16 protein-coding genes are annotated in these 16,266 nt (G+C 67.9%); 7 read left to right on the top strand and 9 right to left on the bottom strand.

The annotated features are described in order from the left end of the window. Window positions 1-425 precede the first annotated feature (425 nt). Window positions 426-1,190, top strand: a complete 765-nt coding sequence (locus QMG86_RS05045; RefSeq protein WP_281877950.1) for an SDR family oxidoreductase — start codon at window positions 426-428, stop codon at window positions 1,188-1,190. Between the two features lie 154 nt (window positions 1,191-1,344). Here QMG86_RS05045 and QMG86_RS05040 read toward each other — a convergent pair whose 3' ends face one another. The 6 genes from QMG86_RS05040 to QMG86_RS05015 all read right to left on the bottom strand — a co-directional run bounded on the left by QMG86_RS05040 (window position 1,345) and on the right by QMG86_RS05015 (window position 9,432). After that, window positions 1,345-2,103 (bottom strand): sirohydrochlorin chelatase, encoded by a 759-nt coding sequence (locus QMG86_RS05040; protein WP_281877949.1) that lies wholly within the window; start codon window positions 2,101-2,103, stop codon window positions 1,345-1,347. Then, window positions 2,100-3,341 carry a uroporphyrinogen-III synthase gene (locus QMG86_RS05035; protein WP_281877948.1) on the bottom strand — a complete coding sequence of 414 codons (1,242 nt, stop codon included), beginning with the start codon at window positions 3,339-3,341 and terminating at the stop codon, window positions 2,100-2,102. The genes QMG86_RS05040 and QMG86_RS05035 overlap by 4 nt, the downstream gene beginning before the upstream one ends. 6 nt (window positions 3,342-3,347) lie before the next feature. Beyond that, window positions 3,348-3,749, bottom strand: a complete 402-nt coding sequence (nirD, locus tag QMG86_RS05030; RefSeq protein WP_159849573.1) for a nitrite reductase small subunit NirD — start codon at window positions 3,747-3,749, stop codon at window positions 3,348-3,350. Between the two features lie 64 nt (window positions 3,750-3,813). Continuing rightward, window positions 3,814-6,339: a nitrite reductase large subunit NirB gene (gene nirB, locus QMG86_RS05025; protein WP_281877947.1), complete on the bottom strand. Its 2,526-nt coding sequence runs from the start codon at window positions 6,337-6,339 to the stop codon at window positions 3,814-3,816. A gap of 29 nt (window positions 6,340-6,368) precedes the next feature. Continuing rightward, window positions 6,369-7,874: a nitrate/nitrite transporter gene (locus QMG86_RS05020; RefSeq protein ID WP_434086156.1), complete on the bottom strand. Its 1,506-nt coding sequence runs from the start codon at window positions 7,872-7,874 to the stop codon at window positions 6,369-6,371. Window positions 7,875-8,175: 301 nt separating this feature from the next. Next, window positions 8,176-9,432, bottom strand: coding sequence for an MFS transporter (locus tag QMG86_RS05015; protein ID WP_434086155.1), 1,257 nt, complete (start codon window positions 9,430-9,432; stop codon window positions 8,176-8,178). A 65-nt stretch (window positions 9,433-9,497) separates the two neighbouring features. Here QMG86_RS05015 and QMG86_RS05010 point away from each other — a divergent pair, with 65 nt between their 5' ends. The 3 genes from QMG86_RS05010 to QMG86_RS05000 all read left to right on the top strand — a co-directional run bounded on the left by QMG86_RS05010 (window position 9,498) and on the right by QMG86_RS05000 (window position 12,430). After that, entirely contained in the window at window positions 9,498-10,169 is a 672-nt protein-coding gene (locus QMG86_RS05010; protein ID WP_281877945.1) for a FadR/GntR family transcriptional regulator, read from the top strand. Window positions 10,170-10,360: 191 nt separating this feature from the next. Next, window positions 10,361-11,842: an MFS transporter gene (locus QMG86_RS05005; RefSeq protein ID WP_281877944.1), complete on the top strand. Its 1,482-nt coding sequence runs from the start codon at window positions 10,361-10,363 to the stop codon at window positions 11,840-11,842. A 231-nt stretch (window positions 11,843-12,073) separates the two neighbouring features. Further along, the gene (locus tag QMG86_RS05000) at window positions 12,074-12,430 is read left to right on the top strand and encodes a YybH family protein (RefSeq protein ID WP_281877943.1); all 357 of its coding nucleotides are present in this window, start codon (window positions 12,074-12,076) and stop codon (window positions 12,428-12,430) included. A gap of 66 nt (window positions 12,431-12,496) precedes the next feature. On the opposite strand, the gene QMG86_RS04995 is transcribed toward QMG86_RS05000, so the two are convergent. Continuing rightward, window positions 12,497-13,270: an ESX secretion-associated protein EspG gene (locus QMG86_RS04995; protein ID WP_281877942.1), complete on the bottom strand. Its 774-nt coding sequence runs from the start codon at window positions 13,268-13,270 to the stop codon at window positions 12,497-12,499. Window positions 13,271-13,281: 11 nt separating this feature from the next. After that, the gene (locus QMG86_RS04990; protein WP_281877940.1) at window positions 13,282-13,443 is read right to left on the bottom strand and encodes a hypothetical protein; all 162 of its coding nucleotides are present in this window, start codon (window positions 13,441-13,443) and stop codon (window positions 13,282-13,284) included. Between QMG86_RS04990 and QMG86_RS04985 the strand changes: the two genes are divergently transcribed. Next, window positions 13,442-13,960, top strand: coding sequence for a hypothetical protein (locus tag QMG86_RS04985; RefSeq protein ID WP_281877939.1), 519 nt, complete (start codon window positions 13,442-13,444; stop codon window positions 13,958-13,960). The two genes, QMG86_RS04990 and QMG86_RS04985, sit on opposite strands and share 2 nt — an antisense overlap. Window positions 13,961-13,998: 38 nt before the next feature. Next, a complete protein-coding gene (locus QMG86_RS04980; protein ID WP_281877937.1) occupies window positions 13,999-14,916 on the top strand; it encodes a hypothetical protein in 918 nt (305 codons plus the stop codon). Window positions 14,917-15,005: 89 nt separating this feature from the next. Here the strand turns inward: QMG86_RS04980 and QMG86_RS04975 are convergent, their stop codons facing one another. After that, a complete protein-coding gene (locus QMG86_RS04975) occupies window positions 15,006-15,518 on the bottom strand; it encodes a DUF3558 domain-containing protein (RefSeq protein ID WP_281877936.1) in 513 nt (170 codons plus the stop codon). A gap of 261 nt (window positions 15,519-15,779) precedes the next feature. On the opposite strand from QMG86_RS04975, the gene QMG86_RS04970 reads away from it, so the two are divergent. Further along, a complete protein-coding gene (locus QMG86_RS04970; protein WP_281877934.1) occupies window positions 15,780-16,202 on the top strand; it encodes a hypothetical protein in 423 nt (140 codons plus the stop codon). The last annotated feature ends 64 nt before the right edge of the window (window positions 16,203-16,266 follow it).

Genomic DNA, 16,266 nt, shown 5'->3' with positions numbered 1-16,266 from the left:
CCTACTGCGTTCGCGTCGGCTGTCCCGCCGCCGAGACGTCGCCGAACACGCCGATCGACACGACTACTCGACCTGCCTGCGCCCTGACGACACAGCGTCTCCATACGCCCCGGCACGTCGGATACCGACGTGCCGAGGTCCCTCGCCGCCCACCATCGCGAACCGGCTTCCACACCTGCGACCGGCATCAGGCCCTCCTCCCCGACTGCCGAGGTTCCGGCACTCCGATTCAACCATCGCGCCGGTGTTCCGTACCGGAAACAGATCCATTTGTCCTGCAATCAATTTCGCTCGCGACGACCATCGGACACATCCGGCGGCACATCGGCGCGTCGTCGCCGGGCCGGTCGGACGATCGCTGTGCGACTCGCCACTGTGACGACGGGTTTTCGCGCGCCCGCCGGATTCATCGGTAGAAGTTGTCCATGACCAAGATTCTCGTCACGGGCGGAACCGGTGCGCTGGGCAGGCTCGTGGTCGAGCGGCTGCGCGAAGCGGGCGACGACGTACGGGTGCTGTCCCGTCGTCCAGGGGCGGGCACGCACGTGGGCGATCTGCGCACGGGCGCGGGTCTGGCGGAGGCCGTGGCGGACGCCGATGTCATCGTGCACGCGGCCACGGATGCCCGCCGGGTGGGCGGCTCGGACCTCGCCCAGACCGAGAGCTTGCTGCGGCACGCGCGAGGCGTCCGGCACCTGCTGTACGTGTCGATCGTCGGGATCGACCGCATCCCGTTCCGGTACTACCGCAACAAGCTGGCCTGCGAACAAGCTGTCATCGACAGCGGTGTGCCGCACACCGTCCTGCGCGCGACCCAATTCCACGAACTGATCGCGGCGGTGCTGCAGACGGTCGAGAAATGGCCGGTCGCGCCGCTGCCGAAGGACTTCCGTTTCCAGCCGGTCGCCGCCGCCGATGTGGCGCGGCGGATCGCCGAGCTGGCCGAGGGCGAGCCGCTCGGCCGAGCTCCCGACTTCGGGGGCCCGGAAGTACGGACGATGGCGCAGCTGGCGCAGGTCTGGCAAGCCGCCAGGCAACGCCCCCGCCGGATCGTCCCGCTGCCGGTGCCCGGCCGGATCGGGAGTGCGTTCCGGGCGGGGCTGAACACGTGCCCGGATCACCCGGACGGCGTGCAGACGTGGTCGCAGTTCGTCGCGTCGGGACCGGTGAATCCCTATGCGGCCCGATAGAAAGCGGCGATGATCGCGCATCTGCGACGGGACCGGCTCTGCACCGACTCGTCCACACGCGCTCCGAGCCCGACACCAGCCCTGCCGGTATTCGGTCAACGATACTGGGGATCCGCGCCGTCGGCCGTGCCTGAGTGACTTTCCCGTGGATCGCTCAGCGAGCCCGCGCTCGCACCAGCTCCCCTGCCGCGACCCGGTAGCGGTCGGCGATCAACCGGACCACCGCCGGGTGCACGCCGATGGGCTCGGCAACGCCGTCGGCGCCCGACTCGTGGAGGCGCTGCTGGAACAGGCCGTGCGCGAGCAGATACGAGGCCACGAAGACTCGGCTCGCCCCGCTCGCGCGCAGGTCCGCGACGACATCCGGGACGCGCGGCGCACCGGTGGCGACGTAGCCGATGCGGACTCCGCTGCCGAGGCGTTCGGCCAGCAGCGCGGCCGCGCGCCGGACGTCCTGGCGGGCACGGGCGTCCGAGGAGCCCGCCGCGGCGAAGACCACCGCATCGCCCGGGGACCAGCCCGCCGCGCGCAGACGCATCGCCATGATCCTGGCCAGCGCCGGATCCGGCCCCATCGCGGGCGTGACCGTCACGGCGGGATGGTCGCTCTCGGCGACCTCTCGGGGTACGTCCTGATGGACGTGGTACCCCGAGGCCAGGAACGCCGGAACCACCACCGCGGGCACGGCTTCACCGGTGGGAGCCACCAGATCGCGCAGCACTTCCGAGGGCGACGGACCGAGCACATCCACGAAAGCCGTACGCACTCGAGGGGTTTCCCCGGTCTCGGTGCCGGGCCCCGAAATCCCGGCACCGAGTTCCTTCGTCACGGCCTCGGCGAGCGCGGCGATCATCTGCACGCCCTTGGTGCTACGGGTCCCGTGCGCCACCAGGACCAGGGCTGGCGCGTTCACCAGCTCCCCGCAGCCTGGATGTACCGAGGTGCCCGGGTCGGGATTCCGACGCCGGGCACCTGCGGTCCTCCTGTCGCGGTGGGCCGTGGATTGTTGTCGGTACATTCCGCCGGGTCCAGCGCGAGCCGGTAGCCGCGTTTGACCACCGTCTGAATCGCTTTCGGCGTGCCGAGTCCGGCGCGCAGCCGGGCGATGGCGGTCTCCACCGCGTGCGTGTCGTCCCCGCCGCCGGGCAGCGCGGCGAGCAGGTCCTCGCGCGAGACGACCCGGCCGGGCTGGCGGGCCAGCGAGCGCATCAGGGCCATCGGCGCGGGCGCCAGTTGACGCACCTGACCGTCGACCACCACGCACGCTCCGCGCACGCTGATGATGTGACCCGCGGCGTGGATCCGGTTGGCCCGTCGCGGCAGTTCCTCGGCGACGTGGCGGGCCAGCGCGCCGAGCCGGGCCCGGCCCGGCATCGAGGTGGGCACCCCGAGTTCCTCCAGCGGCGCGGCCGTGATCGGGCCGACGCAAGCGGGCAGCACCCGGCCACGCAGCGCGTACAGCAACCCTTCCAGCAGTCCGGTTTCCTTGGCGCGCATCAACATCGACGCCACGGCGGGAGCGCTGGTGAAGGTGACGCAGTCGATCCCGGAGGTGACGACGGCCTCGATGAGGTGATCCATCGGCCCCTGGTCGTCCGGCGGCACCCAGCGGTACACCGGCACCGGCACGACATCCGCGCCCGCGCAGCGCAGTACCTCGCAGAAGTCGGGCACCGGCTCCCACTCGGTGGTGGCCCCGTGCAGCTGCACGGCGATCCGGACGCCCTCCACACCCTCGGCGAGCAGGTGATCGAGCACTTCGGCGGAGGACTCGGAGGCGGGCGACCATTCCTCGCGCAACTCCGCGGCGCGGATGGCGCCCTTGGCCTTCGGGCCGCGGGCGAGCATGCGGGTGGTGCCCAGCGTCGCGCGCAGTTCCTCGGCGAGGCCCCAGCCCTCGGCCGCCTCCATCCACCCGCGGAAGCCGATTCCCGTGGTGGCTACGGTGATCTGCGGCGGATCGGCGACCAGCTGCCGGGTCACCCGCTCCAGCTCGTTGTCGTCGGCCAGCGGGATGATCCGGATGGCCGGCGCCGAAACGATGGTCGCGCCACGGCGTTCCAGCAGGGTGGCGAATTCCTCCGCCCGCCGGGCCGCCGTGATGCCCACCGTGAATCCGGCCAGGCTCGCGCCCGCGTCAACTGTTGTCATTGGCGTTCATCCATCCGAGGACGCGAGCGCGGACGTCACCGGCTCGTTGGAAATCGAGACGATGCCGTCGTCCACGCGCACCGCGTACACCGGCAGCATCGCCGATTCGTCGTCCAGGCAACGCCCGTCGACCAGGGAGAAGGCCTGCTTCAGCAGCGGCGAGGCCACGACCGGCACCCCGCCGCGATCGCCGACGATCCCGCGCGACATGACTGCCGCCCGGCCGATCGGATCGATATTGCCGACGGCGTACAACATGCCGTTCTCCAGCAGGAACAGGGCCGCTTGGCGGCCGCCTTTCAGCAACACCGCAACGCCGCGGCCGGGAATCAAGTAGTCGAGACGGCAAGCCTGCGTCCACCCCGTGGTGGTTGCTGCGGCGATGCCGGGGGTATCGATCACGGTCATCGGTGTCATCCTCCAAACGCCTTACTCATTGGTACCGACGTTCTGTTTCCAAGCGGTTAAGCGGTCATTTCCCCTGCGTGGCGACCGGGACTTCCGGCAGTCCGAGCAGGACGGGAACCTTCCGCTCCCCGGTTTCGTCGAAGGAAATCGTCGGATCGGCTTCCTCCGGGGCGTTGACGAACGACACGAAGCGAGAAAGCTTCTCTTCGTCCTCCAGCACCGCGGCCCATTCGTCGCGGTAGCCGGCGACGTGCTGGGCCATCGCCGCTTCCAAATCCTCGGCGATGCCGAGGCTGTCCTCGCAGATCACCTGCTTGAGGTAATCCATGCCGCCTTCCAGCGCCTCCTGCCAGGGAGCGGTGCGCTGCAAACGGTCGGCGGTGCGGATGTAGAACATCAGGTACCGGTCGATGTACTTGATCAGCGTCTCGTCGTCGAGTTCACCGGCCAGCAGCACCGCGTGCTTCGGGGTGAGACCGCCGTTGCCGCCGACGTAGAGGTTCCAGCCGTTCTCGGTGGCGATCACGCCGACGTCCTTGCCGCGCGCCTCGGCGCATTCGCGGGCGCAACCGGACACCGCCAGCTTCAGCTTGTGCGGCGAGCGCAGGCCGCGGTAGCGCTTCTCCAGCAGCACGGCCATGCCGACCGAGTCCTGCTGGCCGTAGCGGCACCAGGTGGAACCGACGCAGCTCTTCACGGTGCGCAGTGACTTGCCGTACGCGTGACCGGATTCCATGCCCGCGTCGACCAGCCGCTTCCAGATCAGCGGCAGCTGCTCGACGCGCGCGCCGAACAGATCGATGCGCTGGCCGCCGGTGACCTTCACGTACAGGCCGAATTCCTTGGCCACCTCACCGATGGTGATCAGCTGCTCGGCGGTCACCTCGCCGCCGGGCATCCGGGGCACCACCGAGTAGGTGCCGTTCTTCTGCAGGTTGGCCAGGAAGTGGTCGTTGGTGTCCTGCAGCGCGGCCTGCTCACCGTCGAGGATGTGGTCGCTCGAGGTGGAGGCGAGGATGGACGCCACGGTCGGCTTGCAGATGTCGCAGCCCGCGCCCTTGCCGTACTTGGCGAGCAGCCCGGAGAAGGTGCGAATGCCCGTGACCTGCACGATCTGGAACAGCTCGGCGCGCGACTGCTCGAAGTGCTCGCACAGCGCCTTGGACATCTCCACGCCGGACTGCTCGAGCAGCTTCTTGAGCATGGGAACGCAACCGCCGCAGGAGGTTCCGGCGCTGGTGCAGCTCTTGATCGCCGGGACGTCGCAGGCGCCGTCGGCGATCGCGCCGCAGATCGCGCCCTTCGACACGTTGTTGCAAGAGCAGATCTGCGCGTCGTCCGGCAGCGCGTCGGCGCCCAGTTCGGCGCCCGCGGGCGAGATCAGCGCGGCCGGTTCGGCGGGCAGCGGGCGGCCGACCAGCGGGCGCAGCGCCGAGTAGGCGGTGGCGTCACCGACCAGGATGCCGCCCAGCAGCGTCTTCGCGTCATCGGAGACGACCAGCTTGGCGTAGGTGCCCTTGGCCGCGTCGTGCAGCACGACCGACAGCGCGCCGTCGGTGACGCCGTGCGCGTCACCGAAGCTGGCCACGTCGACGCCGAGCAGCTTGAGCTTGGTCGACATGTCCGCGCCCGGGAACTCGCCCGCGCCGCCCAACAGGCGGTCGGCGACGATTTCGGCGGTGCTGTAGCCCGGGGCGACCAGGCCGTAGCACACGCCTTCCACGGCGGCGCATTCGCCGATGGCCCAGATGTTCGGGTCGGAGGTCTGCAAGCCGAGATCGGTGATGATGCCGCCGCGGGGGCCGACCTCGAGTCCCGCGTCGCGGGCGATCTGGTCGCGCGGGCGGACACCGGCGGAGAACACGACCAGCCCTGCATCGATCACGGTCTCGTCGGAGAGCGTGACCTTCACGCCCTGGCCTGCGGCCTCGATCGCGGAGGTGCCCACGCCGGTGTGCACGTGCAGGCCGAGGTCGGTGACCAGGCGTTCCAGGATCGCGCCGCCGCCCTCGTCGACCTGGGCGGGCATCAGCCGGGTGTTGTACTCCACCACGTGCGGGGTCAGCCCGAGCAGGCGCAGCGCGTTCGCGGCCTCCAGGCCGAGCAGACCGCCGCCGACCACCACGCCCACCGCGCCGGGGCCGGCGGCTTCGGCGGCGGCGCGGATGCCGTCGAGGTCGTCGATGGTGCGGTAGACGAAGCACTCCGGCCGGTCGTGGCCGGGCACCGGCGGCACGAACGGGTAGGAACCGGTGGCCAGCACCAGCGCGTCGTAGGCGAGGATGTCGCCGGAGGAGGTGGTCACCTTGCGCGCCGCCCGGTCGATGGACTCGGCGCTCTGGCCCAGCCGCAGCTCCACCAGTTCGTCACCGGTGTATTCGTTGCCGGGCAGCGCGAGCGCGCTCGCGTCCCAGGCGCCGACGTAGGACGAGAGGCCGACGCGGTCGTAGGCGGGCAGCTGCTCCTCGCTGAGGATGATCACCTGCCACCGGCCTTCGGTGTCGCGCGAGCGCAGCGCCTCGACGAACCGGTGCCCGACCATTCCGTGGCCGACGACCACCGCGGTCTTGCGAGCGACTGTGGGGTTCATCTGGGGGTCCTCCTGGACTGGATCGGGTGTCAGGCGCGGGCCGAGCCGGCGGACGGGGACTGGGACTGACCGGCCTCGGCTTCGAGGACGAAGCTCTCGGCTTCGGTCACGACATCGGAGTCGGCGGGCACGCCCCGCAGGCCGGGACGGCGCAGGAACACCGCCCAGACCACCAGGGCGCAGACCACGTAGAAGGCCATGAACACCCAGAACGCGGTGGTGGCCGACTTGGTGGACGCGTAGGAGGAGCGCAGCACCAAGTTGATGCCCACGCCGCCGAGGGCGCCGATGGCGCCGACGAAACCGATCAGCGCGCCGGAGGTGTTCTGCGACCAGGCCGACCGTTCGGCGGGCGTGGCGTCCAGGCTCCTGGACTTCGCCTCGAACACCGACGGGATGATCTTGGTGACCGACCCGTTGCCGATGCCGGAGAGCACGAACAGTGCGATGAAGCCGATGACCAGAGCGGTCATCACGCCGCCGCCTGCCACGCCGTTGTTGTTGTCGGCCATCGTGCTCGCCACGGTGACCAGCAGGGCCGCCGCCATCATCGCGCCGAACACATAGAGGGTGACGCGGCTGCCGCCGATGCGGTCGGCCCACTTGCCGCCATAGGGCCGGGCCAGCGAGCCGAGCAGCGGACCGATGAACGCGATCTGCGCGGCGTGCAGCGTGGCCTGCGCGACGGTGTCGCCGCCCGCGCGGAAGCTGATCTGCAGGATCTGGCCGAAGGCGAAGCTGTAGCCGATGAACGAGCCGAAGGTGCCGATGTAGAGGAACGCGATCGCCCAGGACTGCGGCACCTTCAGCGCCGTGAGCATGTAGGACAGGTCGGCCTTCTGGTTGGGCAGGTTGTCCATGAACAGCGCGGCGCCGAGCCCCGCGATCGCGATGAACACCAGGTAGACCGCGCAGATCAGCGAGGCGTAGCCGTTGCCGAGGGTCGCGATGACCAGCAGGCCGATCAGCTGGATCACCGGAACGCCGATGTTGCCGCCGCCCGCGTTCAGGCCGAGCGCCCAGCCCTTGAGCCGCTGCGGGTAGAACGCGTTGATGTTGGTCATCGAGGAGGCGAAGTTGCCGCCGCCGAAGCCCGCGAACGCCGCGACCACGAGGAACGTCGTGTACGAGGTGCCGGGCTGGTTGACGAAGTACAGCGTGAGCAGCGTCGGGATCAGCAGCATCACCGCGCTGAAGACGGTCCAGTTGCGTCCGCCGAAGCGCGCGGTCGCCACGGTGTAGGGAATCCGAAGGAACGCGCCCACCAGGGTCGGCATGGCGACCAGGAAGAACTTGCCCGCCGGGTCGATGCCGAACTTGTCGGTCGGCATGAACAGCACCATCACCGACCAGATCGACCAGACGGAAAAACCGACGTGCTCGGCGAAGACCGACCAGATCAGGTTGCGCCGGGCGATGTCCTTGCCGCCGGCTTCCCAGGCGGCGACGTCCTCGGCATCCCAGTGCTCGATCTGCTGCCTGCGGATCTTCGTCCGTCCCAGCGCTTCCAGACGGTTACGCGTCAGCGTGCTCAACGGGGCCTCCCAATGTCGGTTGGCTCCACGGTAGGAAAGGGGTATTGCCGAAATGCTGCGCGAAATGACCGTCAAATCAACGGTTGCTCACGATTACCCGCGATCCGGGGTGAGTTTCGCGCCAATGTTTCAGGCGTGTGACACAACGGTTTCCGTGCGTCACAAATGGGCCGATATCGAATTCGGCGCGCGGTGAGGTGTGACGCGCGCTACTCCGCGAAAATCGTTGCGCCCATCCTTACTCCGTTCGCACAGCCGCGCAACCGGAGTTGTGAGTTTTCACGCCGACAAGCCGCCGGGCTCAATTCCAGGTGTCTTCGAGCAGGCGCGGCTTGCACGCCTGCCAGGCGCCCACGAGCAGCACCAGCACGGCCACGGCGAGCATCGCGAACGGGGCGAGCCAGCCACCCGTCGCCGTGTGCAGCACGCCGAACAGCAGCGGACCCACGCAGGCCACCGCGTAGCCGACACCCTGGGTGAAGCCCGACAGCGCGGCCGACCCGGCAGGGGTGCGGGTGCGCAAGTTGATCAGCGTCAGCGCCATCGGGAAGGTGCTCGGACCGAGACCGAGCACGACGACCCACAGGATCGGCGCGGCCATCGGCGCGAGGAGCAGCCCGGTGAACGCGATGAAAAACAGCACGGCGCAGCCCACCACGACGGGGAACGGATTGCGGAACCGGGCGACCACGGTCGGCGCGGTGAGCGCGGCGACCAAGCCGACCACGGCGAACAGACCGACCATGGCTCCGCCGTACGCGGCGCTCGCGCCGGCCTCACTCAGGATCTTCGGCAACCACGTGAACATGGCGTAGGTGGTGAGCGAGGTCATGCCGAACATGCCCGCCATCCCCCACGCGATCGGCGAGCGCCACACACGCCCGGAATGCGGCTCCTGCTGCGGCACCGCCGTCGTATCCGCACCGTCGCGTCCGCGCCTGCCGCGCAGCACCGTCAGCCACGGCACCGCCGCGGCGAAGCCGAGCAGGCCCCACACCCCCAGCGAGACGCGCCAGCCGTACGCGTCGGCGACCGGGACCGCGGTGAAGGCGGGCACGACCGTGCCGAGCTGCACCATCACGATGTACAGCGAGCTGATCACGGCGAGGCGATCCGGGAAGTAGCGCTTCACCAGCGGCGGGATCACCACGTTGCCGATGCCCATGCCCGCGAGGGCGAGCGCGGAGAAGACGAGCAGTTCGGCGGTGCCCGACATCAGCACGCGCAGCGCCATGCCCGCACCCGCCATCAGCATGGCCGTCAGCGCGGTGCGCTCCAATCCGAGCCGGACCGCCAAGACCGGGGTGAGCAGTCCGGACAGCGCGAACATGGCGGTGGGGATCATGCCGAAGACGCCGACAACGGCGGCGCCGTAACCGATTTCGGCGCCGATCCGCTCGGCCAGCGGGCTGAAGGCGGTGACGGCGACCCGCAGGGTGAGCGCCGACATCACGATGGCGGTGAGGACCAGCAGGCGACCCTCGGTCAGCGCGCGTCGACGGCGCTCGACCAGGACTGATTCCTGGCGAGCCTCGGTTTCGGGAAGGGTCGCAGTCACCGAGAAATCATAGGATGACCGGATGAAGACCGGCAACGATTTGTGATGGGCGGTACTCTGTCCAGGTGCAACCCGTCCGGCGCACCAGCCTCATCGCCCAGGTCACCGAACAGCTGCGTGCCGAGATCCGTTCCGGCCGTTGGCCGATCGGCGCCCGCATCCCGACCGAGCCGGAGCTCACCGAGCTCACCGGCACCGGCCGCAACACGGTGCGCGAGGCCGTCCAGGCGCTGGTGCACGCCGGCATGCTGGAGCGCCGCCAAGGGTCCGGAACCTATGTGATCGCCGCCTCCGACCTCGGCGGCACCCTGGGCAAGTACTTCGCCGACGCCGAGGAGCGCGACGTCCTCGAGCTGCGCCTCGCGCTGGACGTCACCGCCGCGGGCTTGGCCGCGCGCCGCCGCGACGACGCCGACATCGCGAATCTGTTGCGCCTGCTGTCCGAACGCGACAAGAAGTGGGACGAGGACCCCGCCGCCGCGATCGAGGCGGACGTCCAGTTGCACCGGGCCATCGTCGTCGCCAGTCACAACGCGGTGTACCTCGAGTTCTACGATTCGCTGCTGCCCATCATCGAACAGGTCATCCGCGCCCGCACCGCCAAGTCCGACGACTCCTACACCGAGGAGCACGCCGCATTGGTGCACGCCGTGATCGACGGTGATCCCGAACGGGCCGCCTCGGCGACGCGCTGCTTCCTGAATTCTCTCATCGCGGAATATCCCGACGCCCGCTGAATCGCGCCAGGTAACCGAGTGGTCACCATTCGAGGCCGCGCGATGTGAGTCGGATTTGCCGGGAACGTCATCGCGGGCCACGGGGACGCAACAAGCGGCTCATACCTTTGTCTCGACCGTAGCTAGCACTCGACAGCCGCCGGCGGCGCCGCCGCGATGAGGGCCGGTCGAGCCGAATCGAGAGGAAGCCGATGACCGCCGTAGCAGCCACCGGCCAGCAGTCGCAGACAACGACTTTCGAATATCAACGACGTGGACGCTGGCTCGACCACTGGGATCCGGACAACGCGAAGTTCTGGGAATCCGGTGGCGCGAAGACCGCGCGCAAGAATCTGATGTTCTCCGTGTTCGCCGAGAATCTCGGCTTCAGCATCTGGGTCATCTGGGGCACCGTCGTGACCAGCATGGGCGCCGCCGGATTCGACTTCCTCGCCGGTCTCGGCAAGGGCAATCCCACCGCGGTGAGCAACGCGCTGCTGCTGACCTCGACGCCCACCCTCGTCGGCGCCGCGCTGCGCATCCCGTACACCTTCGCCATCCCCCGCTTCGGTGGGCGAGCGTTCACCGTGTTCAGTGCCGCGATGCTGCTGATCCCCACGCTCGGCCTGGCCTACTTCGTCAACCAGCCGGGTACGCCGATGTGGGTGTTCCTGGTGCTGGCGGCGCTCGCGGGCGTCGGCGGCGGCAACTTCTCCTCCTCGATGGCCAACATCAACTTCTTCTTCCCCGAGGGCAAGAAGGGCGCCGCGCTGGGCATCAACGCCGCGGGCGGCAACCTCGGCGTCGCCCAGACCCAGCTGGTGCTGCCGCTGCTGATCACCCTCGGCACGCACATCATGGCCAAGGACCCGGGCGGCTACCGCTTCGGCATCACGCTGTCGGTGCTGGTCTGGGTGCCGTTCATCCTGGCCGCGGCGTTCGGCGCGTTGCGTTACATGGACAGCATCAGCACCGCCAAGTCGGACGGCAAGTCCTACCGGCTCGCGCTCACCAACCGGCACACCTGGGTGATGGCGGTCCTCTACATCGGCACCTTCGGCTCGTTCATCGGCTTCTCCTTCGCCTTCCCGACGCTGATCAAGGCCAACTTCCCGGATCTGGCCAAGATCGGCTGGATCACCACGCTCGGCAACCTCGCCTTCCTCGGCGCGCTGGTCGGGTCGTTCAGCCGGCCGTTCGGCGGCTGGGTGTCCGACAAGGTCGGCGGCGCGAAGATCACCCTGTACGTGTTCGGCGGTATGGCGATCGCGGTCGGGCTGATCATGGCCGGGCTGGAACTGAAGAGCTTCCCGCTCTACCTCGTCGCGTTCCTGCTGCTGTTCGTGCTCACCGGCATCGGCAACGGCTCGACCTACCGGATGATCCCGACCATCTTCAGCGCGGAGTCCAAGAAGTACGCCGCCGAGCACGGCCTCGACGCGGCCGAAGCCGCCGCGTCGGCCAAACGCCAGGCGGGCGCCGCGATCGGCGTCATCGGCGCGGTCGGCGCCTCCGGCGGCTGGCTGTTGCAGCAGGCGCTGCGGCTGTCGAACACCCACCTGCACAGCATGGCCCCCGCGTTCTGGGGCTACGCCGCGGCGTTCCTGGTCATGGCCGCCGTCACCTGGTGGTTCTACCTGCGGTCCTCCTTCGCCATCCAGCGCGTCCCCTCGCTGGCCTACGCGAACGTCTGACCGCCGACCTGTCCCGCGGTCCGGACCCCGCGGGACACGGGCGCGACAACCGCCGTCCCCCTCCGGCGGAACCGCCCTGCCGAACGTCCGCCCATCGCCCGCTCTCGGGTCCAGCAATGGGTTCCGGCCTGCACCGGGACGAGGGGCGGGCGTTCGGTTTCGCGGGTTCTACGACTTGATGCTGCAACGGCAGCCGGGTCGAGTGGCGAATCCGGCTGGGACAATGCGGGCATGGATTTTCGTGCTCATGCAGATGCGTGGCTGGCGGCGTGGAACGCGCACGACCTCGACGCCATCATGGCGTGCTACTCGGACGAGGTCGAGTTCGTCGCTTCGACCGTCGCGCGCCGGTGGGACCGTCCTGATGGGCGGTTGCATGGCAAGGCGGAGTTGCGCAAGCATTTCGAGCTCGGACTGTCTCTGGCGCCGGACCTCACCTTCACCGAGGAGGCGCTGCTGATTCGGCCGGGTGGGTATGCGTTGCTCTACCGCCGCGAGAACGGAAATCGTGTTCTGGATGTCGTCGAACTCGACCAGGACGGGCACGCCGGTCGCGTGGAAGCCTTCTATGAACACGAGCAGCGGTAGACCCCCGACCAGCTCCGACGCAGACTCACCAGCCTGCACCCGCGGCTCGGCCCGGGTCCTCCGATCTCAGTACGGTAGGTGTACTCCGTCGCGCACTTCCTTGACGGTCTTGGCGATCATTTGTTGCAGGGTGCCCGCGATGCGGTCGGCGGTGGTGGGTTTGATCGTGAGCAGGTCGGTGCCGAAGGTGACGTAGCGGCCGTCGTTTTCGACGTCATTGAGCTGAAAGTCTTTGCGACCCTCGATATGCCGATTGTCCACGCTTCCCATCGCGTAGACGCCGACGTGACCGATCAATGTCATCGCCCGGGTGAAGAACCGCTCGAACTCCTCTCGCGGCGTCGGGCGCCAGGCATCGCGGACCGGCGGACGTGGCCGCGCGAGTTCCTCTGCGGAAGCCTGCAATTGCTTTCCCGTTCCCGGGCCGCAGACCGGGAACACATCGACCACGGCCCGCGCCACCTCACCGGCGGACAGCAACGTCAACACCACGTCACCGCCGTGCTCCGGGTCCGGTCCCGGTTCCTGCACCGCGACCGCGCCGTGCTGGGAGTGCACTCCCGCATGCGCCCGCAGCTTGCGATCCCTGCGTTTGCCGGCGAATCCGGCCACTTCCACCCGAGCCTCCGGCGCCAGCAACACTTCCACCGCACGCAACAGATCGTCATCAATGCGCGGGTGCAACGACTGCGCCGCGGCCTGCCGCAATCGCAGACTCTCCGACCGGAACTCCGTCGTGTACTGGTGCTGCAAGGGATAGGGCAGCACATCCCGGCCGGTGGACTCCCACAACGTCCGGAATTCGAGCGCGGTGAACCGCCAGCTCTGCACCTCAGGCACGGGTGATGTCCTTACCGCTGGCTGTCACCGATGACCGGCGGTACCGTCCGGGGCAGATCGTCGAGCCCTGTGAGCTCATTGCCGTGTTCCTGGGTGATCAGGTAGTCCGGGATCCCCTTGGTGGATTCCTCGTCCGACTTGCCGCCCCGCGCACCGGGAGCCATCCCACCCATGCCGCTCGCACCGGCGCGGCCGGGCGACGCGCCGGTCCGCGCGGCAGCCGGAACCGCGGTGGGGTTGTTCGGTGTGCCTTTGGAGGGAACCGAGACACCCGGCGCGTTCGGAGCGGTGGGACTTCCAGGACTGCCGGGACTGCCCGGCGTGCTCAGGTGCGGGCTGCCGGGACTACTCGGTGAGGTGCTCGGCGTGGGCGTCGTCGAAGCAGGTGTCGTCGCGGAAGGCGTGGTGGAAGCCGGTGTGGTGGACTCCTCCGTAGTGGACGCCGTAGTCGACTCCGGCGTTTCGGAGCTGTTGTCTGAAGACTCGGTGCTCGACGGAGTCGTCGGATCGTCGATGGAATTCGACTCGGAGGGATTCGAGCCGGGCGATGACGTCCCCGACGGGTTTCCGCTGCCATTGTTCGTCCCGCGCGGAATGCTGCCGTCGTCGGAGCCGCTCGGATTCGTAGCCGACGCCGGACGGGGGATCACGGGGACGTTCGTGTCGGACTCCATGACGACCGGGGCGTAGACGGTGCTCAACACCCGCACCGCCTCGGCTTTCGCGTTATGTTGCGCCACATCGTCATTCCGCCAGGCACGCCCTGCGAAAAGACCGATCGCGTTCTCGAAACCACTGCGATGATCCGGAGCATGCGGGACCAATTCTTTCGTCGGCTCCAACCCGGTTTGCAATTCGGCCAGCTTGCTACTGGTCAGGCGCGCCGCGTTCGATACCTGTGCGCCCTGGGCGGCGTAGTCGCTGACAGCGCTGGCCGCCGCGTTACGCGCTTCACCGCGCCACACCCCTTCATCGGTGGCACGGGCCATTGCTTCGGTGAAGGTCCTCAGCGACTCTTGGTGTCGTTCCGCGATGGTGTTCCACGCTTCGACCAGGCCACTGACAGTCGCGAGATCGATCTGATCGACCTTGCTGCGCAGCGTGGCGACGTCGTACCGTTCGAACTCATCCGTCTCGAGGACTTCCCTTGGCCGAAATTCGCCCTGGAAGCCCAGACCGGCGGCCCGCGAGCGTACGTCGTCTCGCTGCTGGTTATATTTGTCCTGCACAGCGAAGGGGTCAGCATCCGGCTGGATGTCGAAGACCCAGTTGGAAACGTTGCGGAGCACCGTAGCTCCCACGTCCTTGACCGCTGGGTTACTGAACGGATTGACCATCAGCGCACCTGCTCGGTGGTACTCGCGATCTGCGTCGCGTTCTCGATGTCCTGCCCGGTGATCCGCTTGAACGAGATCGCCATGACCTCACGCATGTTCTTCACGGTCTCGATGTGTTCGAGGATGATCTGGTCGATCGAGTTGGAGTCACCCACCGCTTGCTTCAAGAACTTCTTGACCAGATCGTCGGCCATTTTGAAATCGCCGAAACCGGAGACGTTCTGTGCGTTACCCGCCAACCTGCGTAAGGATTCGAGCGCCGCGATTCGCGTGTCACATGCTTGCGCACAGAGAAGTGCGGCGTTCTGATCGTCTAGGTATAGTTCTCCGGCTTTGGCTTGACTAGCAAGCCGACCCCAAACCGATGCATTTTCCTCACTCATGCGTCCCCTCCCTGTTCAACGCGGTAGTGTGGGCACAATCGACTCGCCGACGCGATAGAGGACCGCGCACGGGTTCTCTAGATCATCACGACCTGCCCGGCCCTGAACCCTCAACTGCAAGACACCCTGTGTTGCGGGGAACAGAACGTCGCAATCGAGATTCTTGGAGGCACCTTCCACTCTGAATTGCCGACCCTGACGACCTGCGACCGTGACATCCTCGAAGTCGACATTCCCAGGCTTCCGCTCGAACTCCGCCACGGTGCGTCTTGTCGAGAACACCGTGACGAAGTACTTGGGCCCATCCCAGCTGCAGATTTCCCAGCCGGATTGCGGCACACCGGCGATTCCCGACTCCTCGGTCTTCGGATCGACCCCGGCTGCCCGCAACGCATCGTCGGGGATCCCCGTGCACGGGTTGAACAAAGCCTGGGCAGCAGTCGTACTGGACCTCGTCGTCGGTGTGCCGCTCGTGGTGTCCTCGCAGGCGACGACTCCGGCTGTCAGCGCACCGATGAGCAGTGCCAACGTGATTCGACGACTCATCCCCACCCTCTCGACCCGCGACGACTCAGGTGCGCCAACACTAGCAGACAGTCAGTTGGTGGCCGCCTGTCTGCGCTGGGTGACGAGACATGGCAGGCCGAGGGCTGACTCAGCGGTCGGGATTGGGCTCTCGGCGTTGTGGTGTCGCGGGTTTGGGCACGCATCTAGGGTGGCAGTGCAGTAACGGGTTGGGTGAGGGTTGGGACATACGGCTGGGTTGGACTGATTATTCGAGGAGTTGGAATGATGAAGTTGGGCAAGATCTTGGCTGGGTTTGTGCTTGCTGTTGCGGCGGGCTCTGTTGTTCCCGCGGTTGCCTCCGCTGAGGATCCGGAGTTTCCGCGCAACGGTGTCATCCCGCCGGGGACCTATCACATCGGGCGGGGGCCTTCCAATGTGATCGGGTCGCCGCTCGAGAACTGTGACTTGCAAGTGTTTGTGGACGGGAAGACGGTGGTGCTGGTCTGTGGCGGTTCCAGCCGGGGTGGGCATCAGACGCCGGTCGGGCCGGACGAGACGTATGTTTCGTTCGACTTCGTTCCGTTCGGGCTCGACCTGCATGACATCGACCCCCGGCAGGGACTCTGGTCGGGAACGGTGAACCTCGCCGGGACCCCGATCATCGCTCCGTACCCACTGGCAGCAGTCTGGCTCAGCCGCCGTTGAGGTGGACGCGTCGGCAACGCCGTTACGCGGCGTGAGCCCGTCAGAAGTCGAGACAACGACGGCC

The sequence above is a fragment of the Nocardia sputorum genome (genome assembly GCF_027924405.1).
In the GTDB taxonomy this organism is placed as follows: domain Bacteria; phylum Actinomycetota; class Actinomycetes; order Mycobacteriales; family Mycobacteriaceae; genus Nocardia; species Nocardia sputorum.
The sequence above is the reverse complement of the archived record's forward strand: the minus strand, read 5'-3'. Positions and strand labels throughout refer to the sequence as shown.